The organism is Fusibacter fontis (genome assembly GCF_055378735.1).
On record NZ_AP042445.1, the window covers coordinates 1,443,812 to 1,468,573 of the forward strand.

Annotated in this window: 21 protein-coding genes; 7 read left to right on the forward strand and 14 right to left on the reverse strand. The window is 35.7% G+C overall.

Annotated features, from left to right (window positions below):
- Positions 1 to 89 precede the first annotated feature (89 nt).
- The 6 genes from ACZ41W_RS06535 to ACZ41W_RS06560 form a co-directional block, all read right to left on the reverse strand.
- On the reverse strand, positions 90 to 1,421 hold the full coding sequence (locus tag ACZ41W_RS06535) for an ABC transporter permease (protein ID WP_464314065.1): 1,332 nt from the start codon (positions 1,419 to 1,421) through the stop codon (positions 90 to 92).
- Complete coding sequence (locus tag ACZ41W_RS06540) at positions 1,414 to 3,450, reverse strand: COG1361 S-layer family protein (RefSeq protein WP_464314066.1); 2,037 nt, start codon at positions 3,448 to 3,450, stop codon at positions 1,414 to 1,416. Before ACZ41W_RS06540 ends, ACZ41W_RS06535 begins: the two co-directional genes overlap by 8 nt.
- 15 nt (positions 3,451 to 3,465) lie before the next feature.
- The gene (locus ACZ41W_RS06545) at positions 3,466 to 4,320 is read right to left on the reverse strand and encodes an ABC transporter ATP-binding protein (RefSeq protein WP_464314067.1); all 855 of its coding nucleotides are present in this window, start codon (positions 4,318 to 4,320) and stop codon (positions 3,466 to 3,468) included.
- Between the two features lie 128 nt (positions 4,321 to 4,448).
- Complete coding sequence (locus ACZ41W_RS06550; RefSeq protein ID WP_464314068.1) at positions 4,449 to 4,712, reverse strand: hypothetical protein; 264 nt, start codon at positions 4,710 to 4,712, stop codon at positions 4,449 to 4,451.
- Positions 4,709 to 7,294, reverse strand: a complete 2,586-nt coding sequence (locus ACZ41W_RS06555) for an AAA family ATPase (protein ID WP_464314069.1) — start codon at positions 7,292 to 7,294, stop codon at positions 4,709 to 4,711. The genes ACZ41W_RS06550 and ACZ41W_RS06555 overlap by 4 nt, the downstream gene beginning before the upstream one ends.
- On the reverse strand, positions 7,284 to 8,519 hold the full coding sequence (locus ACZ41W_RS06560; RefSeq protein WP_464314070.1) for a metallophosphoesterase family protein: 1,236 nt from the start codon (positions 8,517 to 8,519) through the stop codon (positions 7,284 to 7,286). The genes ACZ41W_RS06555 and ACZ41W_RS06560 overlap by 11 nt, the downstream gene beginning before the upstream one ends.
- A 330-nt stretch (positions 8,520 to 8,849) precedes the next feature.
- Between ACZ41W_RS06560 and ACZ41W_RS06565 the strand changes: the two genes are divergently transcribed.
- The 3 genes from ACZ41W_RS06565 to ACZ41W_RS06575 all read left to right on the forward strand — a co-directional run bounded on the left by ACZ41W_RS06565 (position 8,850) and on the right by ACZ41W_RS06575 (position 12,611).
- A complete protein-coding gene (locus tag ACZ41W_RS06565) occupies positions 8,850 to 10,700 on the forward strand; it encodes a hypothetical protein (protein ID WP_464314071.1) in 1,851 nt (616 codons plus the stop codon).
- A gap of 14 nt (positions 10,701 to 10,714) precedes the next feature.
- Positions 10,715 to 11,437, forward strand: coding sequence for a tRNA lysidine(34) synthetase (locus ACZ41W_RS06570; RefSeq protein WP_464314072.1), 723 nt, complete (start codon positions 10,715 to 10,717; stop codon positions 11,435 to 11,437).
- 559 nt (positions 11,438 to 11,996) lie between these two features.
- Positions 11,997 to 12,611, forward strand: a complete 615-nt coding sequence (locus tag ACZ41W_RS06575; protein ID WP_464314073.1) for a hypothetical protein — start codon at positions 11,997 to 11,999, stop codon at positions 12,609 to 12,611.
- Between the two features lie 5 nt (positions 12,612 to 12,616).
- Here ACZ41W_RS06575 and ACZ41W_RS06580 read toward each other — a convergent pair whose 3' ends face one another.
- The gene (locus ACZ41W_RS06580; protein ID WP_464314074.1) at positions 12,617 to 13,447 is read right to left on the reverse strand and encodes a YihY/virulence factor BrkB family protein; all 831 of its coding nucleotides are present in this window, start codon (positions 13,445 to 13,447) and stop codon (positions 12,617 to 12,619) included.
- 149 nt (positions 13,448 to 13,596) lie between these two features.
- Between ACZ41W_RS06580 and hflK the strand changes: the two genes are divergently transcribed.
- The gene (gene hflK / locus ACZ41W_RS06585) at positions 13,597 to 14,565 is read left to right on the forward strand and encodes an FtsH protease activity modulator HflK (protein ID WP_464314075.1); all 969 of its coding nucleotides are present in this window, start codon (positions 13,597 to 13,599) and stop codon (positions 14,563 to 14,565) included.
- 2 nt (positions 14,566 to 14,567) lie between these two features.
- Positions 14,568 to 15,605: a protease modulator HflC gene (hflC, locus tag ACZ41W_RS06590; protein ID WP_464314076.1), complete on the forward strand. Its 1,038-nt coding sequence runs from the start codon at positions 14,568 to 14,570 to the stop codon at positions 15,603 to 15,605.
- A gap of 97 nt (positions 15,606 to 15,702) precedes the next feature.
- Here the strand turns inward: hflC and aroF are convergent, their stop codons facing one another.
- Positions 15,703 to 16,482, reverse strand: a complete 780-nt coding sequence (gene aroF / locus ACZ41W_RS06595) for a 3-deoxy-7-phosphoheptulonate synthase (RefSeq protein WP_464314077.1) — start codon at positions 16,480 to 16,482, stop codon at positions 15,703 to 15,705.
- Between the two features lie 15 nt (positions 16,483 to 16,497).
- Positions 16,498 to 17,007 (reverse strand): DUF2179 domain-containing protein, encoded by a 510-nt coding sequence (locus ACZ41W_RS06600; RefSeq protein WP_464314078.1) that lies wholly within the window; start codon positions 17,005 to 17,007, stop codon positions 16,498 to 16,500.
- A gap of 165 nt (positions 17,008 to 17,172) precedes the next feature.
- On the opposite strand from ACZ41W_RS06600, the gene ACZ41W_RS06605 reads away from it, so the two are divergent.
- Both ACZ41W_RS06605 and ACZ41W_RS06610 read left to right on the forward strand, forming a co-directional pair.
- Positions 17,173 to 17,817, forward strand: a complete 645-nt coding sequence (locus ACZ41W_RS06605) for an NUDIX hydrolase (RefSeq protein WP_464314079.1) — start codon at positions 17,173 to 17,175, stop codon at positions 17,815 to 17,817.
- Between the two features lie 383 nt (positions 17,818 to 18,200).
- Positions 18,201 to 19,307 (forward strand): PilZ domain-containing protein, encoded by a 1,107-nt coding sequence (locus tag ACZ41W_RS06610; RefSeq protein WP_464314080.1) that lies wholly within the window; start codon positions 18,201 to 18,203, stop codon positions 19,305 to 19,307.
- Positions 19,308 to 19,312: 5 nt separating this feature from the next.
- On the opposite strand, the gene mnmL is transcribed toward ACZ41W_RS06610, so the two are convergent.
- From mnmL to ACZ41W_RS06635, 5 genes are all read right to left on the reverse strand, one after another.
- The gene (gene mnmL / locus ACZ41W_RS06615; RefSeq protein WP_464314081.1) at positions 19,313 to 20,242 is read right to left on the reverse strand and encodes a tRNA modification radical SAM protein MnmL/YtqA; all 930 of its coding nucleotides are present in this window, start codon (positions 20,240 to 20,242) and stop codon (positions 19,313 to 19,315) included.
- 7 nt (positions 20,243 to 20,249) lie between these two features.
- Positions 20,250 to 21,446, reverse strand: a complete 1,197-nt coding sequence (hydF, locus tag ACZ41W_RS06620; protein ID WP_464314082.1) for a [FeFe] hydrogenase H-cluster maturation GTPase HydF — start codon at positions 21,444 to 21,446, stop codon at positions 20,250 to 20,252.
- Between the two features lie 173 nt (positions 21,447 to 21,619).
- Positions 21,620 to 23,035 (reverse strand): [FeFe] hydrogenase H-cluster radical SAM maturase HydG, encoded by a 1,416-nt coding sequence (gene hydG, locus ACZ41W_RS06625; RefSeq protein ID WP_464314083.1) that lies wholly within the window; start codon positions 23,033 to 23,035, stop codon positions 21,620 to 21,622.
- Positions 23,036 to 23,045: 10 nt separating this feature from the next.
- Complete coding sequence (locus ACZ41W_RS06630) at positions 23,046 to 23,306, reverse strand: TM1266 family iron-only hydrogenase system putative regulator (RefSeq protein ID WP_464314084.1); 261 nt, start codon at positions 23,304 to 23,306, stop codon at positions 23,046 to 23,048.
- Between the two features lie 254 nt (positions 23,307 to 23,560).
- Positions 23,561 to 24,754, reverse strand: a complete 1,194-nt coding sequence (locus ACZ41W_RS06635) for a M20 metallopeptidase family protein (RefSeq protein WP_464314085.1) — start codon at positions 24,752 to 24,754, stop codon at positions 23,561 to 23,563.
- Positions 24,755 to 24,762 lie beyond the last annotated feature (8 nt).

The window sequence follows — 24,762 nt, forward strand, 5'->3', positions numbered from 1 at the left end:
TCGCGTTTTCTAATTAAAAAAGCTGGAAAATTTTACTTTTCCAGCTTTTTACACTCTAACTTAATCTGTATAAATTGACTTCATCACATTTACTCTGTTCGAATGGCTTCCAATGCACTTAACTTAGTCGCTCTAACCGCAGGATAATAACCTGCCACTAAACCAACCATGGTTGAAAAACTCATACCAGCTAGTGCGAGCCATGCAGGTATATAAGATGATAGGGCCATACCTGAATACTCTTGGCCATTGCTCATATTGGCAAGGACTTGATTAATCAGCTGGGAGGTCCCATAACTCAACCCGATCCCGACGATACCTCCGATTAATCCAATCATTGCAGACTCAAACAAGAAGAGTCTCTTAATGTCTCTTACTTGAGCGCCAATAACCTTCATTACTCCGATTTCTTTGGTTCTTTCGTAAATTGACATAACCATGGTATTGGTGATCCCAATAGCAGCAACAAACAGCGAAACTGCGCCAATACCACCTAAAACTGCTTGAATCATACTAGATGTCTTTTTATTTTGTTCAAGCGCTTCTGTCATACTATAGGCTTGAAAACCCATCTCTTTGATAGCGTCTTGTACCTCTTTTACATCTTCAATTTCAGCTACATTGACTTTAAGTTCATCGTATTTGTTTTCTTTAACTTTTTTATTTGAGCTACTGGTGTTTGGATTTGTGCCATCATTTGGCTTTTTATTTTTTCGCTCAAATTCTTTTTTCAATTTGACAAAGGTATCATAGTCCATAAATACGTCACTTGAATATGCCCAGTTCATCTCAGTTGTCACGCCCGTTGGAGTCAATATATATCCTTTTGGACGCTTTTTGTCATAATACTCTGAATTGGGAATCATCTCAATTTTGTCTTTAAAGACATCTAATACTGGCGGATTCATCCATGGATCTCGAGATTTCGGATTGTAAAAACTCGTGTTGACATAAAAACCAACCAACACTTCATTTTTGCCTTCTTTAGTAGGCATAACGCCACTGCTAAGTTCAATATCCATTTTCTTAAGTTTGTCAAAATCCACTGCTTTTATACTTGTATAACTTTCAAATTTTCCTGAATACAATTTTGAATCGAAACGCTTAAATCCCACAGCATACTCGACATTTTCTAATGCTTCAATTGAGGCAATTGCTTCATCATCTAACAGTATTTTACTGTCTTCAGATTTATTTGAAGTACCGCCTTCATAGTAAGAATTTGCACTCACATCAATCATCGTCAAACTACCAAATTGCTCGAGTTGTTCTTTAAATGCAATGTCCATACCAAGACCTAATGATACCATGACGACAATGGATGCAGTTCCGATGACGACACCAAGGACCGTGAGGATTGTTCTAGCTTTTCGACGCAATAAATTCTTTATGCCCATCAAAGCGAGATCAATACTATTCATCTAAATCCTCCATCTCCTTTTTTAAACGTTTGCGTTTTAAGATCATCTTGATGATGATCCCAATAACGATTAGTGCAACAGCAGCACCTACTGCAATTTTCCACATCGGTAATTTGTCTTTACCGTCCTCTGGAATCGTTGGATCAACGGGTGGAATTGTTGGATCTACATATGGAGCTGCTTCCATTACTGTATAAGTGAACTCTTTTTCAACAGTAGTAATTGTGCCTAGTGCATCTTCGAACTTATAAACGAGTTTTCCATTAAATGTTCCCGTTTCAAAAGGTGTCACTGTTGCAGAATAACGATCGCTTCTGCCAGCCTCGAAATTACCTACAAAGTAATTACTTTCAGCTGATTCAGCACCTTCTAACTTAACCATCATGTTATACATAATGGATTTTCCCATATTATAAAACTCTTGTTCAACTGTAAACGGTTGACCAACATATGCTTCCATAGGAATCACCATATCGCCGGTTTCAAGTCTAACTGGTTGCGCAACCGCTACACTCAATGTTTCAGTTTCTTCATAAGCGACTTTATTCGCGTCGTAAGAATTCCCTTTACCATCTTCATATTGCATTTTAGCCGTTACTGTATAGATTTTCACATTTGCATCCACTTTTGTTTTTAACTCAATGGTTTCCGTGTAAACTTCTCCAGGTCCAATGCTATTGATGAAGAATGAAGATGATGATGCCACTGGGGTAAATACATTTTCTTCACTTGTTAATGTTACTTTGATATTTTTAGTGCTTTCAGTTTTACTTGTGTTTTTAATACTAATAGTCAATGGATAATTTTGACCCGCATAAACATATTCTCCACCATACTCATAGTTTTCAACAATTAATTTAGGTTTACTGCCTTCTGATGTGTCTTTTCCTTGAACGTAAATTCCCACATACTCTTGTACAGTTTGTGCGTTTTCAACCTTTTCACCCTTTGGTACAAATGTCGCTTTAATGTAATTGTGGTAGCTTTCTGTAACGGTATCTGTTTTTGCCATTAAAGTGAACTTTACTTCTTGCTTTGCCTTAGGCGCAAGATTTTTAACGACTACTTTCGCTGGCGTTTTCGCAATAAAGCCAGCTGCATACTCATAAGTCACATCTACCGATTTAAGCTCTACATCTCCTTTGTTTTCCACCACGCATGAAACAGTAAAATTTTCATTGACTTTGACAGAACTTGGAAATTTTACGTCTTTAATTTCTAAGTTTGCATTGGTTGCCGTTTTGCCTTCTACACTCACATAGGCAACCGATTCTTTTTTGAACTCATTTCCAATATCGTCGTTATATGTCATAGAGACGGTGATGGGATAAGTTTTTTGAACGGCATCCTTTCCTGCGACAATATTGAAATAGACAAGTTCCGTTGAATTTGCATCAATTGACTTTACAAATTTTGTATCTGTCTCTTTATAAAGAACAACGCCTTCATTTGAAAATCCAGAAATGGTTACTTTGACATCTCTTGCAACAGTATTTCCTGAATTTAACAGTTTAAGTACCAATGAATCTGGCGTGTTTGATGCCAATTCATCTTGTGATGTATTGTATGAATTTACTCCAACGATTGGTTGTAAATTGCCATTTTCAACGCGTGCATATACTTTTTCTGTTGTCGTATAACTTCCTTCAACATAATTACTATAGTTAATTTGTAGTTCAAATTCATACACTTTTGAAGTCGCAGTTGGACTTGTGGTAACGTCAAACGTTACTTTAGCAACGTCATTTGGATTTAAATAAGTTACTTTTTTTGTTAAATTTGCAATATCACTTCTAAAAGGATGATTTCCTTTTAATGTTAATACCAAATCACTTGCACCAATTGATGACGTATTTTTAAGGCTCACTGTAAAAGTTGATTTTTCTCCTGCTTTAAATACTTGGACTTTTTCATCTGCAAGAACCCCTAAGATGGGTTGTGACGGATCATTTGCAGCATAGCTAAACGATCCCAATGCAATTATCATAATTAAAACCCACGAAATGGATTTTTTGACTGTATTTCTCATGGTATTCCCCTTTCCCTATTCACTTACTTCTGTATTTTCACTGTTTAACAAGTCTTGTTTACCGGATTCTTTTAATAATCGTTGTTGCATATCTTCTGGAATTTGAGGATGACTGTAACTTTCTTCATAGGGTTTAATATACTTATCATAGACGTCATCTGCGTCTCTTATATCGATACTTTGTATATCTCCATCTCGAATATTCACAACTTTGTCTGCATATAGTGCAACCTCTGAATCATGCGTTACAATGATAATGGTTTGTTGCTTTTCACGAGCCATCTTCCACATAATATGCATGATTTCAATGGACGTTCTCGTATCAAGGTTACCCGTAGGTTCATCTGCAAAAATAATCTCTGGATTTCCAACAAATGCACGCGCAATGCCGACGCGTTGCTGTTGACCTCCACTCATCTGATTCGGCTTATGCTTATAACGATCACCTAGCCCAACCATTTTCAATGATTTTTTTGCTGCTTTTTCTCGAATAGATTTTGGTGTTCCTCTAAATATAAGTGGCATTGCAACGTTTTCCAGTGCTGTTAATGCCCCCATTAAGTTATAGGATTGAAATATAAAGCCGATATACTTTTGTCTAAACTGTGCCAACTTCTTTTCATTCATTTTCTCAATGGCATGACCTTTAATTTCAACAGTTCCTTTAGTTGGTTTTTCTAAACCCGCCATCATATTAAGTAAAGTGGATTTACCAGAACCTGAGGTTCCTAATATACAGCAAATTTCGCCTCTGTTAATGGATAAATTAATGTTGTTAAGTGCAACAACCTTTTCATTTCCAATTTTGTAGACTTTACGAAGATTTTTAACTTCAATCACACTTGTCGATTTTCTTTCTTTTTGTACCACGCTTCAACCTCCTTTCTGACAGATTCTCACATTCTATTTCATTATATCCTTATCATCTTGAAGTTTCTTAAGAAAAAACTTAAATTTTCATTAGAAATCTTTTAACGTTTTAAAAACAAGGCAGTTTTCTATATAAAAAGACCTAAGATGTGTTCCCAATTGAATACAATTGTCAATATAAGCGCTAAAATGCCACAAATCGATCCGAACATAAAAAAGCGACTTTTTAATTTATCTTTTTTATAACGTTCGAGTTCATACTCCCATGCATATTTTTTACTCTCCTGATCTTCAAACTGAATTTTGGGTTTCGTTTGACTAGATGCGTTTTGTTTTAAAATCTCTCGTTTATTTTTCTCAAATTGAAGTTGATCTAAAATTTCTTTACTCATACCGCCACCTCAATCATCTGTATATCAGCTGTTTGTGCCATTTTTTCTGCCAACGACTTGTGGCAAGTAAAACATAAAATTTGTCTTTTAAAACTAATCTCTTTCAGAAGTTCAATCGTTCGAACCAATCGACTGTTATCCCAGTGTACAAAAGTCTCATCTAGTACAAATGGCAACACACCTTCTGGATCAAGTGAATCAATCACCGCCATTCTAAATGCAAAGAACAACTGTTGTATCGTTCCTTTACTGAACGCTTTTGAAATCGGCATTATTTCACCCTCTACAAGGAATTGGAGCTCAAAGAAACCATTTTCTTCACTGATGAGAACCTCAGAATACTTACCATCCGTCATACGTTTCATATACTGACTGACATGTGTAATTAAATCTGGTTGATTCAATAACCTGTAGGCTTCGTCTGAATGTTTAATGATTTCATACACAATCATCCATTTGTTGCGTTCTTCAATCCATAAATTTAACTGTTCTTCCATATTCAGCAACTCACTATCAATTTCATCAATGGTTCGAAGTTCATTATATTTAAAGATTTCCATTTGAATTGTCTGAACCAGTTCATTTAACTGTTTTTCTTCACTCTGTAACTCAAGAAGTGTTTTCTCGCAGATTTCCAAGGCGTCCTCTGTTATTTCATCAACTCGAATATTCTCAAGTGAACTCATCTCCACTTCTTCTAATAACAAGCGAATTTTCTGATCTGTTTGTTTGTTTTTCTCAAACAACGCTAGCGCATCGTCCACTTGATGACATCCTAATAGTGATAACGTCTCCTCAATCTGCTTTAAAGCTTCAAGTCGAATTGATTTCTCGTTTAGATACTCATTTTGAGTGGAAATGAGCTGCTCTATTTTCAACTGTTTCTTTTGCTCATCAACTTCAGTTTCCGCTAAATGGCTTAATTGTGCTAATGCAAATTGTGCACTGATTCTGCCACCACGAGATGTATCCAACTGATAGTGAGTCAAAATTTGTTCAATGTCATTTTCAAGTGATTGAATTCTATCCTTCGCTTGTGACCACTTTTCATACGCTTGCTCAGCCTCATAAAGACTCGTTATGAGTTGTTCGAGTTTATTGAAAAATCTAAAACTCGTATCATGATAAACATACTCAGGATATTGAATTCCGAAAGACAATTCTTGTATGCGCGTTCTATACTGTGTTTCATCAGCAAAGTCGAAAGTTTTATTACGTCCTTTAAAATCGACTTTTGCAAGAGAAAATCCTAAAAGTCCCATTCCAAGTAAAGCAACAACGCGGATTGGTTCTATTGCAATTCCAAGTCCCATTAAAAGCACTCCAAATGCCATTAGAATGTAATGATACGCATTATTCTTCTTTCGGTTTTCACTTTCTTGAGCACGCGTCAGCTCATTTTTATCATGTGTCTCAATCAATTTTTGAACCGATGACATAACCTCAATTACAGATATTTTTTTTATGGCATCTGCTTGTTCCTTCGCAAAGGGTATCTCAAACAACTGTACGTACTGATTTTCTGCTTTATCGCTATATTTTATGTGTTCTTCTGCTTTCGCATGCTCTTCTTGATCTAATTGTTTGAGTTCACCAAGCATGATCACCAAACTCTCGGAATCTTGCTTAAAAGCAATCAATTTATGATCATAATCCGAATAACGATAAAGGTCGCCACGAACGCTCTTTAACTGCTCATCAATTGACGCAATTTTTTGGCTCAAATCTTCAATTTGTCTTGAAAGTTCTTTGTATTGAGTATCAATATGAGTTGGCATACTCCTGAACACATTCGGTTGAACCAAAGAATTTTCTAACATTTTTAAACGATTTTGCCGTTCAACCATTGGTAAATACTTGTTGATATGCTTCATTTGAAGTGTTTGATTTGATTTTTCCTCTTGAATTTGTCGTAATCTCTGTCGACTTTGTTCCAGTCGCTCAGACTTTTCCTTTATCTGTTCATAGCTTTGCTCAATCTGAATTTTTTCAAGTTTAAGTGCCGAAATGTCGCTTTGCAGTTGATTGATTTTGGGATTTCCGCGTTTATCTTTTCTCCAAAGACTGTTAATATCTTGCTCTAGTTTCGCTAAAACATCGGATGTTTTTTGCAGATACTCTGTTCCATAGTTAAAAATCAACTTTTCTTGAATGCTCTCCCAAGACTGCTTCTCCATTTGATTTAAGCTTTCAGAAGATAAATGAAACACCGATTTATAAAGTGAATCACTAATATTTGAGATAAATGGAAGCGCTTCATTTCTCAATGTTTGTACAAAATTTGTTTCTTTGTTTACGATACTCGCTTTGGGCACACTCATTAGACGCCGTTCAACGTCAAAAAGTTCGTTCTTTACTTGAATTTCTGAAGAAAAATGTATTTCGTTTTTTGTCCAGTTGGTATACGGGTGTTTGTCACGATTGGTTGTCTCAAATCCATAAAATAACGTATAAAGACTATTAAAAATAGTGGATTTACCCGCCTCATTTTCTCCGTATAGAATATTCAACCCCTCATTCAATTCAATATTCTTATCAATTAACTTTCCATATACTTTATAATTAAGGCGATTAACCCTCATTTTTGTCCACCACCATTCTTTGTATCACTTCATCTTGTAAGATTGAACTCATTTGATTAAGATACTGAATTTTCTCTGCTTTTACCATTTGGCGATCAAAAATAGGTAACTCACAGAGTTTCTCTAACAATATATCATCATAGGCATTATTATTAATCTGCTTCAAGATTAAAGATAAGACCGTATTTTCATCACATAATTTCTCAAGTTTATAAAGACCCGATAAACGTTCAGATTTAATCTCTACATCAAGGATTCCTGTCTTGGCTTGTATTGAAGCTTCAAGAAAGCGCAAATTTTCTGTTTCTTGAATTTGTTTTTTAAGAACAGTCTTTCCCTCTAAATGAACCCTAAAAATCATGCTGCTTGCTGGTTTTGGATACTGATTGACCAAGTTCATAATCTGATTTGTCAGTAAAGAGTGTAAACTGTCAATCGTTTCTATGGTTTCATCAACGTTTACTGTAAGTTGATCCCATAGAATCTCATTAAAATCAACCGGCGTTAAAATCGTCCCGTGATCCGTCACTGACACTTCAAAACCGCCTCTATTTCCCGTCTCCTTGATGTTTAGCCCTTGTATATTCCCAGAATATGCAATGTTGGACGTGAGCTGTTGTCGAATGTGAATATGTCCAAGTGCAAAATAATCATAACCAAGTGCTTCTATTTGCGCCAATGCGACTGCCATATAGCTTTCTTTATCAGCAGTTGTTTGTGCAGAAGGAACACTGGCATGTGCAATGCCAATCCAAGGAATAGTTGAATTTTTCACAGGAAATTCTTTGATCAAATTGCGCTTTTCATTTTTAGATTTGTGTCCAATTCCTACAACGCAATAGGGTTCATTGTTAAGACTCATAAGTTCCACTTTATTATAACGATCCTCTTCAAAGATAAAAAAGTTTGGATGTTTCACGACCTCATGATGAAATCGAATCGTGTTCATCGGATCATGGTTACCAGTTACCCAAAATATCTTTCGCTGATGATTTAAGAGTTTTAATAATGTATCTGTTAAATAGACTTCATCTTTAAACGATACTTTATCATGATCAAAAAAATCACCTGCAACGATTAAGCCTTCTAAGTTTTCTTCTAGAACGTAATCGATTGCTCTAGAAAAAGAGTGTCTTAATCCCTCTTTGAGTCTCGTTCGAACGGATTCTGTTTTTGCAGAGAATCCTGCATTTATATGAATGTCTGAAAGATGTAAAAATCTCATTTTTTCCTCCTAAGTGACCATTGTAAAAGCGGGTCATTTCACCAAATTATTGGCAATTTATTAAGTTAAGAAAAGTCATGATGCCCTTTCCACAAGTCTTTAAATCTCTCTTTTGATCTTATTTATATCAAAATGATTGTCCCTTTAATTATAATACACCATAGACAAACAATCCATTATATTGTAGAATTATTGAAATAAAAAACTGTGTAAATACAACATATAGGTACAATGACTCATTTAAAAACCTCATCTGATTTCAATTATTTTCCATGCAAGTCTGCATGAGATATGCTAAAATAGTAGCAGATGAAAAAACCGGAGGTCTCGATGAACCTTAAGCATTTCAAATCGTGGAAACTACTATATGAAGACAATGATATTTGTTTTTCAAAAGCGATACATGAACCGACACAAAGTAAGGTGTTTTTTATCACACTTTTTACTCCAGATAAAATGTCTATTGCAACAAAACATCTTGCATCTGAACATTTACACAATTATGTTGCCCTCATAGAAGAAGATGGAAAACTTCATATCATCTTAAAAGAACAACAAGGACATTCCATTAAAAATTTTATAAAGAAATCGCGTTTAGATTATGACGATCGCGTACAAATTGTCTATGAGTACTTAAAACTCATCGAAAAATACGATTCGTTTCCGAATGCTATTAAAATACAACTCGTCGATGATGAGCAACTACTGATATCTGATGATGGTATGGCATTTAGAGAATTGATTGATTATACGCTCACAAAATCGTATTCATTAACCGATGTCTTTAAGCAAGTTGGAAAGACGATTGAATGTATTTTGCATGATGCAGATGGATATCATAGTCAATTTATTGATAATCTTCTACTTGGAAATCATCAATTTAGTTCTTTCGAAGTACTTAAAAATCAATTTAAAGACGTCTTTATCTTTGAGAAACCGGAAGCACTTGAATCGATTAATTCAGAATACACCATTATCATCAATGACTTAGAGGCTGGTCCCCCAATTCATTTAACCAAAACTGAAATTGAACGCAATAAAAAGGCTGAGTCACTTGTATCGCTTTCAGCTATTGAAAAACCTGTACTTATTCACGATGAACTTCAAAGTGAGTTAGCTGAGTTGCTATCAAGTCGTTCAACTACACCGTCTTCTACATCAGAAGATACTAATTCTCATCCATCTCATATTATGAGTTGGATGAATAAAACCACTGAAGATGTAGAAAGTCAGAATGAAATTGACGAAGACGATGATGTTGATGCTGATGAAGATTTTGATGCTGATGAAAAATTAAATGGCAAATTTGATGGTGATGATCTAGTTAACGATTCCACTCCTGATCCTGTAAATGATTCACTTGATCTTGAGGATTCATTCAACGAAGCAAACGAAACTCCAAATGCGTCTATTTTGGAAAATTCAACTGAAGATGTGGATACACTATTGAGTGAAGATGCACCGTTGAGTGTGAATACACTGTTTACTGAAACACTCTCTTCAGATGAGGATGCCTTATTTAAATCGACCCTTCAAGATGAAATTTTTGATGATGAAGATGCTCTTGAAGAATTAAACCGATTGAGACGATTAGAAAAAAGTAAAAATAACACGAAGTCATTTAAAGCGATTTATGAAGAAGATGCTCATTTACCAGAATCCCTTCCTAAAGCATCCAAACCGGTAAAAACACGGGTTTGGGAAGATGATGAAGAAGATGATTTACTCGATAATGATATGTCTCAAATATTTGATGACCTTGAACCCCCTCGTAAAAATCGCAAGATAAATGTTAAAATGTTCCTTGTTGCAGTTCTTGTCATTGGTTCTCTCTTTTTAATTGCCAGCGGTTTAAAAGGACTATTCCAAAACGAACCTGTTGTTGCGAAGTTTGAAATCGAATCTTTGCGCAATGAAAAAATTGCTTGCATGAATCAATCAACTGGGGGCAAAAATATCGATCGATATACCTGGGAAATTTACTATTCAAACACTTTAGTTCAGACGTTCAGTGACGAAAATTTGTTCCCTGTTTTTCAAACCGAAGGCACCTATAAAATTGTTCTGAAAGTAAAAGACAAAGACGGAAACTGGAGCAAACCCTATGCTGTAACGTACGACTATAAAGCAAGTAAAGACACAACAGAAACAACTGAATCCACTGAAAATCAAACACCGTAAGAAAAGGAAATATGATGGGAAATGTTTTAGGAAGTATGCGTAAAACCATACAAGAAAAAGAATTAATACCCGAAGGAGGCCGCGTTGCAGTTGGCCTCTCAGGTGGAAAAGACAGTATTGCATTATTGCACGCATTGAAGCGTTTTCAAAGTTTTAGCCCATTTCATTTTGAACTGATGGCGCTCACTGTCGATATGGGTTTTGATAATTTCGATCTTGAAGAAGCTAAAAACCTATGTGCCCAATTAGATGTTCGATATGAGATTATTCCAACAGGAATTGCAAAAGTTGTTTTTGATATTCGAGATGAAAAGAATCCTTGTGCACTTTGTGCGAATATGAGAAGAGGTGCACTTGCACAAGCGATGAATGATTTTAATTTTACACATCTGGCACTTGGACATCATTCCGACGATGCCGTTTCAACACTCTTTCTAAACATGCTTTATGCAGGCAAACTGAATACTTTAGAGTATAAATCTTATTTATCTCGTACTAATATTCACGTTATTCGGCCATTTTTAGATACTGCTGAAGCAGATATTATCGGTTATATTCATGAACATCAGCTTCCCATTCTCAAAAGTCCGTGTCCAATGGATCGAAAGACAAAAAGAGAAGATGTGAATCAATTTTTGAAAAATTTATACAAAGATGTTCCGTCTAGCAGAAAAAATATTCTTTCTGCAATGAGAAATAGCGAACAGTGTAACCTCTTTGTTCATTTAAAAGAATAGCAAAATTAAAGAGCCTCTCCGGTTAATTCATTCGAGAGGCTCTTTTAAATATTTACTTCCAATTCATTTGTACTATCTAACAATTCTGGTGGACTCATCCTTTCTTAAAAAAATATATTTTAACAACCAGTTCAGATATCATCTTGTGCATTCTACGATCCAACTTATAAAAGGAATCTTTGTGATCCCGAAACATGGTACGTCGCACAAAACTTTATGCAGTTTACATAACTCACATAACAATTATTATCTTACTCTTTCCTGAAAATTTCCTAATTCATCAAATCACTGTTTTTGGTGGTCTCACTCCTTTGAAATAACACACTAAAAAAACGTTTTAACGACTATAATTTCAACATTTTCAAGAACTGGTTTGTTAATATTATTATACCACTTTTTAAAAAAAGTAAAAGTATTTTTTGAAAATTCTGCAAATTATTTGCACATTTTTCAGAACAAGGAGTTTACATAACTAAAACCTCATGATTTCACACATAAGTGCCGATATATAGAATAGAATCAATTTGCAAAAAAATCTAATCCAGAAAGGAGTGATTTTATGTCTAACATTACTAAAAGCCCTTCAGTTAATAACTATCAACACACTGCTACCAATCATACTTCGTCAGTGAAATCTCACTACACAGTTTCACAAATACATGGTAAAGGCGAAAATCACTTACAACCAGATCACTCTTCTGGAAATCGTGAATTTATTTTAGATCATTTCTATTCAAATGCACACAATCTTCAAGCATCCTACCATCGTCTTGTGAACAGCGGCGACAAACATTCATTAAGACAGTTTTATAAACAACATGAGGAAGAAGTTTTCTCTGGCGCACTTGATTTAATTGATGCCATCAACGAATTAATAAAGTCAAGTGAAAACTGTGATCAGCAACACTTGTCTCATTTTAAATTTCTTATTGAAAGTATTCTCAATGATTTTGAAGACGAACTTCATGCGATTGGCATTACACATAAAAAACATCAATTCACAGTCAATCGATATACCTTCTTTAATATGTTATGCGATCATCCAGAAGCTTTCGAATTTTTGTTTAAAATTCCAAAAGGTCTAATTGAACAACTGTCTTCAATTCACTTAAAAATTCAAAACATTTCAGACCGCTCATCTGAAGTTGGTATGATTATTGATTTTAAAGCTTAAATCCGCTATTTTTCAGGTTTATGTCTAGTAAAATAAAGTGCGTTGATTTCAGCTCCAATGATAATAATTAGGGCCAAAAAATAAACCCAGACCATAAAAGCAATCATGGCTGAAAGAGAGCCATATAGAATAGAATAATCTGTAAGCTGTACGACGATTTTTGAAAATATCATATTGGTTGCAAAAGAACCCGATAATGCAAATAGTGTACCTGGAATAATTTCCTTCAGGTGCATTTTTTTGTTAGGTAAAAATGCATAAATTGTTACAATCACTATGATCACACATGAAAATAGCAAAATATTTCTTAGCATCTCAAGCCAGACCACAAACTCAGTATCTACCTCCATGGACATAAACTCTGCAACTGATAATGTGATATTTTTAGCAAGTGTCGGAATAATTAAAGAAAGGACGATGATTACGGTAAACATCAAAGTATAGAACATCCCGATTAATTTAACAAATAGTATATTTCTCGTCTCAGTGACTTCATAAGATGTATTCACCACTCTTTGAAGTGCATTCACAGCTCTTGATGCTGAATATAATGTTGTTAAACCCGACACAGACAAAACAACAGTCCCTTTTAGAGTGATCGTTTGACTGATAAAATCCGTGATTAACACGCTGATATTCGACGGAAGAAATTCTTGAAGTCCTTCAACAATGTATTCATAATTGATGTTAAGTTTTGAAACTATGGAGATTAAAAAAATCAAAAGTGGAAAAAAAGACAGAACAAAAAAGTAGGCCATCTGTCCAGCAAATGCACTTGTTTGATGTATTTTCATCTTTTGATTAATTTCGTTGATATAGTCGAAAATCTTTTTCATATTTGGTTATCCTTCTTTAATCCTCTGATAATAAATTTTTAATAACTCAGCCTCTATTTTACCCTTTCCTTAATGATTTGTTAATTGTAATTTTCCTACTAAACGAATATGATAGATGTATAGTGATTTATTAAAAATAGGAGGCATTGATGAAATCAGCTAAATTTATTATTTTAATCCCTGTGCTCGTCGTAATTGCTGCTTTTTTTTTCGGTAGTTATTATACATTAGATAACGCAGAAGAAGCAGTTGTTGAACGTTTTGGGGAACTCATTGAAGTGAGTAAAACAGCAGGACTTCACTTTAAAATACCATTTATCGACCGTGTAACAGTATACAAAACCAATGAAATCTACTCTCTTCAATACGGATATCGTCCTTTGACGGATCCTACGACATCTGAAGGCGCAACATATCAAAATGTAGATAGTGAACAAATCGTTTTGACAAAAGGCTCATACCTCATCAATATCGGAGCGGTCATCCAGTATAAAATTACTGACCCAGCCGCTTATCATTACAATGTTGATGATCAAGAAGGTACCATTCGCCTTGCGTTTGAAAGTGTATTAAGAAGCAATATTCAAACACAATTATTAGATGATGCATTGGTCAATAAAGATACCATCGCCAATGAAATCAAACCCGACTTAGCTAGAAAACTCGCGACATACAACGTGGGAATCACATTAACAGATGTCAAATTTACTGATATCTTATTACCTGAAGATGTTCAATACGCATATGATGACGTGAATATTGCATCTAATGAAAAAGATGCTTACAAAAGTAATGCAGATAAGTACTCAAATGAAATGTTGCCAAAAGCAAGAGCTGAAGCTTACCAAATGATTCAAAAAGCAGAATCTTATAAGGCTGAGAAAATCGCTCAAGCAAAAGGTGATGTCACAAACTTTAATCAAGTGTACGAAAAATACAAATTATCTCAAGATATCACTAAAACACGTCTTTATATCGAAACAATGGAAACCATCCTTTCAAAAGTTAAAGACAAATACATTATCGACTTAGATAGCAGCAATGTGTTAAAATTCTTGCCACTTCAAGGTGGTCAAACTCCAGCTGCAGAATCCACTTCTACACAAGGAGGTAACTAATTATGAATATTAATCAAGGCGAACCAAAACAAGAGTCTCAAGAACAATTTGAAAATCCTTTTTCAGGGAAGCAAAAACCAAACTATAAAAAACACGCCAAGGCAAGTGCGAAAACTATTTTTGGCGTAATCGTGATATTTGCTCTAATCGTACTGGTTAGTAATTGTTTTTACATCGTCAGAGAAGACGAAATAGCAACTGTTCGTGAGTTAGGTGAAATAAAAAAAGTCGTAGTTGATGCAAGCAATACGCAAGCAATGGAGCAAAGTCAGCTAGATCCAAGATTTAAAGATGTGGTAATCGATACAAACAAAGGCTTAAAATTTAAAGTACCTTTTATCACTACAGTTGATATTGACACAAGTAAACTTATGACCTATGTATCAAATACTGCAAAAATCAATACAAAAGATAAAATCAAATATGAAATCAATATGTATGCTCAGTGGCAAATTACTCATCCAGGTATTTTCCGATCTGCACTTGGTTCGGTTACACGAGCAAATCAAAAAATTGATGAAATCACTTACTCAGTTATTATCGATCGCATCAACAGATTAAATAGTACGGATTTCTTAACGAATAAAGTCATGTTAGATGAAGTATTAAATGAAGCGATGGTTTTATTAAATCAAAATTTAGCATCGCAAGGTATTCAGTTAGCAGATATAGACGTATTTAGAACAGTTGTTCCTGCTTCGAATATTGAATCCACTTATAAAAAAATGATTGCTGAACGTGAAGCGATTGCTCAACAAATTCGTTCAGAGGGTCTTGAAATCTATCAAAACACAGTTGCAGATACGGATCGAAATGTCGCTCAAATAAAATCGAGCGCTATTGAAGAATCTGAAAAAATCAAAGGTGAAGCAGATGCTACAGCTTTAGAGATCTATGCAAATGGCTTCAGCAAAGATCCAGAGTTTTATAAATTCTGGAGAACCATGAAGTCATACGAAGAGACTATTGACGAAGATACTATTATGTATATCGATAGAAACAACGAATATATGAATTTCTTCTCTAATGGCTCAAACTAATTACAAAATTAAATCCTGATGAATTCATTAAAAAAGACAACCATACCGGTTGTCTTTTTGTTGTTTAATTATAGTTGCTAATAGTGATAGAATCTTTTTATAGCTGCTGATAGCGATTGATTCTTTTTATGATCTGAGATAACTCGTCTAAATCTACCGTTTGTGCCTTATCAGATATCGAAAGTTCTGGTTTCATATGCGCTTCAATCATCAAACCATTTGCACCACAAGCAATTGCTGCTTCTGACATAATTCCAACTAACTCTCGAACGCCAGTCCCATGACTAGGATCCACAATAATAGGAAAACCTGTCTCTTTTTGAATAATTGGAACAGCCGACAAATCGAGTGTATTTCGAGTGTAGTCTTCAAAGGTACGAATACCACGTTCGCAGAAGATTATATTTTCATTGCCACCTTTTATAATGTGCTCTGCAGCCAACACCCATTCTTTGATGGTCGCACTGAAGCCGCGTTTAAGAAGAATTGGTTTTTTAGTCTGTCCAAGGGCACTTAATAATGCGTAATTATACATATTTCTTGAACCAACTTGGATGATGTCCACTTTTTCAACGAATAAATCTAAGTATTGTGTGTCCATCAATTCCGTAATGATTGGTAAGCCCGTGATGCTCTTGGCTTCAAGCATATATTCTAAACCGTCTAAACCCATCCCCTGAAAATCATATGGATTGGTTCGAGGTTTAAAAACGCCACCTCTTAGAAAATCTGCTCCTGACATTTTAACGCTTTCAGCAATTTGAATAATTTGATCTCTATTTTCCACTGAACAAGGCCCAGCAATGATGACAGGTTTATCTCCACCAATACAAACATCACCTACTTGAACGCATTTAATCTGATAATTTGATTTCATTTTTTCCTCACATTTCTATTTACGAAGCATCCCATACCCACCATAAATGGATTTTTTATCGGATACTGTAATCACTGAATTGGGCTGTGCAAGACTGATACTTTTTGCACACTCTTTTATTTTATTTCTAGGAACGTACATTAGCAATATATTTCTTGGATGATTTTTACCCTCACCTTTTAACACAGTGACTGCATAACCCATTTCTCTTAACATTTCAGCTACAGCATCTCCATGTTCTTCTTTTAAAATCACTTGCATCTCAGCTAAACCGATGCCTATTTTTTCTTCTATCCAGCTGCCAACATAGCTTCCAATTGAAAATCCTAACGCATATGCCACTATTTTGAGTGGATCTTCAGAAATTTTATTCAAAACGGAACTCACTAAAATAACCCACAAAGACACTTCGAAAAAAGCGAGAATTGATCCGATTTTTCTCTCACCTTTTGTGATCAAAACCATTCGCACTGTCGCCATGGACACTTCTACGATTTTTGCAAGAACGATGAATAAATAGATCATATTTTAGGCTCCTTATCAAAATGAATAACACTTGTTTCAAAATCGACTCATTTATAGTATGATGAAATTGAGTTCTTCCTTATTATACCTCATTTCATTTTAAATGAGAACAATTACTACTGTTTGAGATATTACATTTCTCACATATACACGAGGAGTTTTAATATGAATTCACTCCGATTAACGCATTTACAATCCGTACTCGATCGCTTTACACCTAACGTAAAAGGTGTAAAGCGAGAGTCATCTGTTTTTATTCCATTAATTTTATGTGAAGGAACCTATCACCTTCTATTTGAAGTGCGCTCACATCAACTCAAACAGCAACCTGGAGAGGTATGTTTTCCTGGAGGGCGTGTTGAAATCGGAGAAACGCCTGAAAAAACTGCCATAAGAGAAACGTGTGAAGAGTTAAATCTGGATCAAAATACCATTCAGTTAATGGGTCAAATCAATTCCATTTTAACGAGTTTTGAGATGCTAATCCACTGCTATGTAGGTTCAATTTCTTGTGAGCTTAACCAAATTGAGTATTCAAAAGACGAAGTCGATTCTCTTTTTACTATTCCATTGGATTTTTTAATTCATACAGAACCTCAGATGTATCAAGCAAACTCTCGTTTTGATCTCGATGAAGATTTTCCATTTGAAAGTATCCCTGGCGGAAAAGAATACCACTTCAAATTTGCGTCATACCCTATTTTGTTTTATACTTATAAGGATTATACCGTTTGGGGATTAACCGCGCGAATGATTTATGAATTCATTTCCATAATTAAAAGTACAGATATAAAAAGTATAGAAATATAGAGTACTGACGATTTCATTGTTAATCCACAAAAGTCACTCGAACACGCCTTAAGCCCATAAAAAATGGACTCTCATCATATGAATGAAAGTCCATTTTACTGGATTCTAGCACGATAAATTTTTACATATTCAGTTGTAATAAACGATTCATTTTGTATAAGCATTCCTCCCATTCGATTAACGGTAGTTATGTTAAAGGGAATTTATTCATTTTGGGAATTCATCTTGATGCAATAGGCCGATGCCTAAAAGAACGTCCTAGAATCCAATCTATAATAAACCAACGCGGTTTGTTATACTACATTCATACCCTTAGAATACTAAAATAAACATCGATTCAATTAAAAATGGCGTTAAAATAACGATACTCTCGGAGGTTAAAAATGGATCTGTCAAACTTTCTTCTACCCTCTCATTCAGTTGAAGTAACAGTAAAAACTCGTGACGATGAAAATCGGATGCAAGAACTCATTCTAAAAACGGTCATCGAAAGGAACATAGAGGATAATATCTTTAGAATTATTGCACCTATTTATCACGGTCTGGTTTACAATATTCATATTGGTGAAACCGTTCAAGTTTGCTTTTGCTCCTCAGAAGCAATCAATAAAGATTTATATTCTATCACATGTAAAGTAGTCGATCGACATTTTTCTCAAGAACTTTCCACGATTGATTTAAACGTTATATCAAAACCTGAAAAAATTCAAAGACGTCTTGCTTTTAGAGTCAATATCTACAATACTTACGCATTTACCTATAAAGGTGTACAGCAAGAGTTGGTTTCTAAAGATATCAGCTGCACCGGGATGTTGACGCTAACGCCTATTCAACTTCCTGCTGGCAGCATATTTTCAATTCAATTTGATGCCAATCCTAAACCCAAAAATGCACTCGACTCGGATTATAGCGAATCCAAGGTTTTCGAACTCAAATGCAAAGTGCTCGATAGTGTGCCACAAGTTGAAATTCGCCGCTACTTGACCCGAATACAGTTCGTCGGGCTCTCAGAACAAGATTCGCGATTGCTCATTCAATATCTGTATTCTAAACAAACCGAAATGATCCATCTCGACCCAAAGACGAGTAATAAAATTAACCAGTTCTTTGACGTGGATTCGAAAGGTTTAGTCGATACAACGACCAAGTCATATCGCATCCTTCAACTGATTAGTCTTTCTAGTTTGATCTTAATTTTTGTCACTTTGATCACATTTTTATTCGCTCAACCGAAAAAAATGTACGTTTTAGATTACTTTTTTGATTTCCATCGCCCACAGATTTGGGATGCTTACTACCTTTCCGTAGCAGTCATTTTATCTGCAGCAGTTATTATTTTAGGTGTTGCTGGTCTTATCCTCAACTTAAGAGAAGTCAAAAAAAATAACAGCACCATCCACTGGACGCTTATCGTGACTACAGTCATCGCAGCAACCATACTGCTGATTGTTATCAACCTAGCATCCGTGAACAATTTGCCGTTATTTTAATATCATTACATCGTTAGTCGAATGCCTTGATGCGTGTTTCTCGCAACAAGGCATTTATTAATTCCGTTGAGTACTGCACGCTTATTTAATATCCACTGAGGTGCAATCAAAGCGTTTTTTTCACCATCTCCAGTGAGTCTGTGTATTGCAATCTCCGGATCAAGCCATTCAATTGCATCACAAATCCAATCGATATATGTCTCTAAGGATAATAGTTCAAAAGGGCGTGCATGAAACTGTCTTTCTAAACCTGTATGTTTTAATACATTGAGCATATGAAATTTGACACCCGCAGGTTGGATACGTGATAAATACTGAACTGAACGGATAAAATCGCCCTTAGTCTCTCCTGGCAATCCCACGATCAAATGTACGACGACAGGAATATTTGCCTCTTTTAAGCGATAAAATGCACGTTCAAAATCTTGTAAATCATAATGTCGATTCAACCATTTTGCCTTTTCATCATGAATCGTTTGCAATCCAAGTTCTACCCAGGCCATAGGATAATGATGCATGAGTTCTACATGTTTAGGTTCAATGCAATCTGGTCTTGTGGCAATTGCAAGAGCTTTAACTTTAGGATGATTTAATGCACGATCGTACAACTCTTTCAGCTCGTCAATAGGTTTATACGTATTGGTGTAATTTTGAAAATATGCGATATAGTTGTGATTGGGCCATTTATGCTCTAATAGTGCCATTTGGCTGTGTAACTGATCTTCAACTTTTGTAAATGAATCGTTGGATTTAATTGCTGCCTCCATTGAACCTGCAAATTCACCAGATCCTCTTTCACTACAAAATATACATCCCTCACTTGAATATGTGCCATCTCGATTGGGACACGTAAACCCACCATCTAAAGATAACTTCACCAATTTTTCACCATATCGTTTTTTTAAGTAATCACTTACACCATAATATCGATTCACCCTTGATTCACATCCTATCTTTGAAAATCTCTATACTTCTTTCAAGTATTCCAGAAAAATAGGCCAATGTCAAACCGTAATTGGTGATTGGAACTTCCACTGACTGTGCTTGATCTATGCGGTAAAGCATGGTTTTACGATTGACCATACACGCACCACAATGCACAATTAAGTCATATTGAGATACATCTTCTGGAAAATCATGTCCCATAGCAAACTCAATTTCGATGCCCTCGTTAATTTTTGAATGAATGAGTCGAGGAATTTTGACACGTCCAATATCTTCATGTGAATGATTGTGTGTACAATTCTCTGAAATTAACACTTTTGAACCCATTTTTAAAGATTTAAGTGCCTCAACACCTTCTAAGAGTTGCTCTATATCCCCTTTTTGACGAGACATCAGTACTGAAAATCCCGTCAACGGGATAGACTCCGGTACAATTTTGCTAACCTCAGCAAATGCCTGAGAATCCGTAACCACTAGGTCGACGCGATTAAGTTCAGCAAGCGTCTCTTCAAGTTCTGTATCCCGTACCACATGACACTTTATTCCGTGGTCGAGGCAATCGCGTATGAGCTGCACTTGAGGTAATATAATGCGCCCTTTCGGCGCTTCAGAATCGATAGGTACGACCATTACCACAGTTGACCCGTAAGGCAATAGCCCCCCAATTAAAGACGACTCTTCATCAAGTGTTTGAAGTCTTTTGATAATTTCATCATTGAGATCGTGAATATCCGAAAGCGATTGCGTACTGATGATCATTTTATCTTCATCTAAGGATTTTATCTGTTGAAAATGAATCTCCGTCATAAGATCCTTTTTATTAATCACAAGAAAATGTGGGATATTGTGGCGTTTAAAGACTTCTTTCATCTTTAAATACCCTTCGATATCTGATGCTATACCGTCCATCACATAGATGGCAAAGTCGGTTCTTTGTAACATTTTTTTTGTTTTTTCAACCCTTAGATTTCCTAGGATTCCCTCATCGTCTAATCCCGCTGTATCGATCCATACAACAGGTCCAAATGGAATCAGTTCCATCGCTTTAAAAACGGGATCTGTCGTTGTACCTTCAATCGCTGAAACAACTGCGATGTCTTGGCCAATAATCGCGTTGAACAGCGAAGACTTACCAGCATTACGATTGCCGTAGATGCCTATATGATGTCTATTTGCATTTGGCGTTTGATTCATCTCTTCCCTCGTTTCATATAAAATCGTCTATTTTTAAATGTATTTAAAGCTGATCACTTTGTTCTTATGTTGTTGCTTATGTTGTTGCTTATGTTGTTGCTTATGTTGTTGCTTATGTTGTTGCTTATGTTGCAAATAATGTCGTTAACATTAAACAAAACTTATGTGAGCACTTATAAAAAGATATCTCTTTTACCACTTTTCAAATCCACTAAGCCTTTAATGACAGTCTCTTTCGTTTGTTCGCTTTGTATCGTTTTAATTTGTTTTTCAATAAAGGCATCCACTTTTTCATTGAACGCTTCATCGCCAAAATCCAGTGCATATTCCTTTAAAGTCATCATGGCATTTGGTTGGCATACATGTTGAATTTCTCCTGTTTTAGCCAACTTCATAAAACGATCGCCCGTTCTTCCCATTCGATAGCAAGATGTACAATAACTTGGAATATAGCCATCGTCGATAAGCCCTTCAATGACTTCAATTGGTGAACGTTCGTCCGCTACTTTAAATTGTGCCACTTCGCCATTTCCATCTTCGTGTTCCTTATATCCACCAACACCTGTACACGAGCCTGCACTTACTTGAGAAACACCATAGTGAATTAACTCTTTTCTCATTTCTTGCGTCTCACGAGTCGATAGAATAATACCCGTATATGGAACGGCAATTCTTAAAATGGCAACGATTTTCTTAAACGTTTCATCATCTATTATATGCTGAAACTCTGCAAGTTCCATGCCTTCCGCTTTTTTTATTCTAGGAACTGAAATCGTGTGAAAACCAACGCCATACGTATCCTCTAAATGTTGATTGTGCATCATCATTGCCAATACTTCAAATCGATAATCTGAAAGGCCAAAAAGAACACCTGCTCCAACATCGTCAATTCCCGCTTGCATCGCGCGATCAAATGCAGTTAAATGATATTCATAATTGCCTTTGAGTGATTGAGGATGCATGTCAATATAGGTCGGACGATAGTAAGTTTCTTGGAATAAAATATACGTTCCGATGCTTGCTTCTTTGAGTTTTCGATAGTTTTCAATAGTCGTCGAAGCAATATTGACATTTACGCGACGAATATTGCTCTTTTCAGTCGCTTCATCATAGATAATTCTCAATGTATCTACAATATAGTCGATATTGCAATTTACAGGATCTTCACCCGCCTCAAGTGCAAGTCGTTTGTGTCCCATTTTTTCAAGAATACAGACTTCTGCTCGTATTTCTTCCTCATTTAATTTACGTCTTGAAAACGTATTGGTACGTTTATATCCACAATACACACAATTGTTGACGCAATAATTGCTCACATATAAAGGGGCAAATAAAACCACGCGATTGCCGTAAATAGAGTGTTTAATGTCATGCGCTAGATTAAAAATCTTTTCCATTTGCTCTTGCGTATGTGCTTGAAGTAAAATAGAAACTTCCTCAAGGCTAATGCCTTTTTTCAGTTTCGCCTTTTCAATAATGGCATCAATTGTCTCATCTGTGGCATCTTTTGTTTTTTCCAAAATCGACTCGATCAAATCATGATCGATAAAATTTGCCTCTTTAAAATTGTGGTCACCGTATTTCGTCATAATGCCCTCCTTATTCTTCAATCGTCTTTTTAGAAATTGAAGTCTTAACTGATACGCTTCTCAGGTTGCCTAATTTTCCTGTAAAGCTATTGATTTCATCTACAGTCCCCATAATAATAATCGTGACTACCGAAATACCATACTGATCAAAAGGAATTCCCGTTCTTCCTCTTACAATTGCCTTATACTCTGAGACAATCTCATTGAATTTTCCTTGAATCTCAATTGGTTCTTCTAAAATAGCACTGATTACCGCGATCTTCTTCTCCATAATAATTGCCTCCTTGATAAAACGCCTTATACTTTTGCTTAAAAATTAAAAAAACCTCCTCATCGCTGAGAAGGTCACAATCCAATAAAGCTTCCTATAAAAATAGGAAAACGTCTTATTTTGCCGGCCTTTCAAATCAGATGACTCTTTTTTGTTAGGGGATCTCCATTTTCATCACACAAGTTGAAGAATACTCTCCAACACATGTCTTGTTAATAGTTTATCAATGTGATTGCTCATTGTCAATTCTTTTATTACATATCGGTTGATTCATTCCATGATTCTGCAAGACGCTTAATCACTTCTATTTGAATAAAGGAGCCAATGAGCAGACAGTCTTCATCTAATGTAAAATCACTTGAATGTAGTCCATTTTCAGATATGCCGCAGCCGAGATGGAAAAATGCACCTTTTGCATAATCTAAATAGTACGAAAAATCTTCAACCCCCATGGAAGGCAATTCTTTTTCCACTACATGATCATTACCTAAAGTTTCTAATGCCACTTGCTTGATGACGGATACAACTTCATCGTGATTGATTAAGGCTTTGTATCCCGCTTCAAACTCAACGTTTCCCTCTGCACCGTGAAGCGCAGCAACGCCCTCTACAACCTCAGTGATCCGCTTTTTTAAGGTCTTTCGAGTAGTTTCGTCAGTCGTGCGTATGCCACCTGTCATGATGACCTCATCGCAAATGATATTGCTTTTACTGCCTCCATTAAATGTCCCAATGGTCAAAACAGCTGGAGTCAACGGTGAAATCTCCCGACTAATAATCGTCTGAACTTGAATGGCAATCTCAGACGCCACAATGATTGCATCTACTCCTTGATCCGGATAGGCTCCGTGTGCCGATTTACCACGAATTGTCCATTTGAAAGTATCTGAAGCTGCATTTAACTTGCCATACTTGTACTCGATCGTACCAATTGGAAGATACGGCATCACATGAAGACCGAGAACATAATCTACTTGAGGTGTCTCCATAATGCCCTCATGTATGAGTCGTTCTGCACCACCAACGGTCTCTTCTGCAGGTTGAAAGATGAATTTTAAATGACATTTTAATTCTTCTGGATGATCAGAAAAATACTTTGCCACTAATAGTTGGATGGCCATATGTGCATCGTGCCCACATGCATGCATGACGCCAGGTTGCTTTGATCGAAAATCTGAATCCATCAGTTCGATTAATGGCAAGGCATCTATATCTGCACGTAGTGCAATGGTTTTATTCGATCCATTTTTGAGTAAAACCCCGCAAACACCGGTTTCAGCACATGGAAAGTGATTCATATTCATTTCATTTAAATACTCAATAATTTTTTCTTGTGTCCTGTATTCAATCTCGCTTAACTCTGGATACATGTGAAAATCTCTACGAATGCCAATTTGCCAGTCCTTATAGTTTAGCAGTTCTTTATAAAGGGGATGCTCATCAATCATTTGTAACC

Bases quoted from the DNA above. Each gene is read 5' to 3' on its own strand.
- ACZ41W_RS06610 (WP_464314080.1), top strand. From the start codon at position 18,201: ATGGATCTGTCAAACTTTCTTCTACCCTCTCATTCAGTTGAAGTAACA.
- ACZ41W_RS06635 (WP_464314085.1), bottom strand. From the start codon at position 24,754: ATGATTGATGAGCATCCCCTTTATAAAGAACTGCTAAACTATAAGGAC.
- ACZ41W_RS06540 (WP_464314066.1), bottom strand. From the start codon at position 3,450: ATGAGAAATACAGTCAAAAAATCCATTTCGTGGGTTTTAATTATGATA.
- ACZ41W_RS06575 (WP_464314073.1), top strand. From the start codon at position 11,997: ATGTCTAACATTACTAAAAGCCCTTCAGTTAATAACTATCAACACACT.
- hydF (WP_464314082.1), bottom strand. From the start codon at position 21,446: ATGAATCAAACGCCAAATGCAAATAGACATCATATAGGCATCTACGGC.
- aroF (WP_464314077.1), bottom strand. From the start codon at position 16,482: ATGAAATCAAATTATCAGATTAAATGCGTTCAAGTAGGTGATGTTTGT.
- hflK (WP_464314075.1), top strand. From the start codon at position 13,597: ATGAAATCAGCTAAATTTATTATTTTAATCCCTGTGCTCGTCGTAATT.
- ACZ41W_RS06535 (WP_464314065.1), bottom strand. From the start codon at position 1,421: ATGAATAGTATTGATCTCGCTTTGATGGGCATAAAGAATTTATTGCGT.
- ACZ41W_RS06600 (WP_464314078.1), bottom strand. From the start codon at position 17,007: ATGATCTATTTATTCATCGTTCTTGCAAAAATCGTAGAAGTGTCCATG.
- hflC (WP_464314076.1), top strand. From the start codon at position 14,568: ATGAATATTAATCAAGGCGAACCAAAACAAGAGTCTCAAGAACAATTT.
- ACZ41W_RS06580 (WP_464314074.1), bottom strand. From the start codon at position 13,447: ATGAAAAAGATTTTCGACTATATCAACGAAATTAATCAAAAGATGAAA.
- ACZ41W_RS06570 (WP_464314072.1), top strand. From the start codon at position 10,715: ATGGGAAATGTTTTAGGAAGTATGCGTAAAACCATACAAGAAAAAGAA.
- ACZ41W_RS06555 (WP_464314069.1), bottom strand. From the start codon at position 7,294: ATGAGGGTTAATCGCCTTAATTATAAAGTATATGGAAAGTTAATTGAT.
- ACZ41W_RS06630 (WP_464314084.1), bottom strand. From the start codon at position 23,306: ATGGAGAAGAAGATCGCGGTAATCAGTGCTATTTTAGAAGAACCAATT.
- hydG (WP_464314083.1), bottom strand. From the start codon at position 23,035: ATGACGAAATACGGTGACCACAATTTTAAAGAGGCAAATTTTATCGAT.
- ACZ41W_RS06565 (WP_464314071.1), top strand. From the start codon at position 8,850: ATGAACCTTAAGCATTTCAAATCGTGGAAACTACTATATGAAGACAAT.
- ACZ41W_RS06605 (WP_464314079.1), top strand. From the start codon at position 17,173: ATGAATTCACTCCGATTAACGCATTTACAATCCGTACTCGATCGCTTT.
- ACZ41W_RS06560 (WP_464314070.1), bottom strand. From the start codon at position 8,519: ATGAGATTTTTACATCTTTCAGACATTCATATAAATGCAGGATTCTCT.
- ACZ41W_RS06550 (WP_464314068.1), bottom strand. From the start codon at position 4,712: ATGAGTAAAGAAATTTTAGATCAACTTCAATTTGAGAAAAATAAACGA.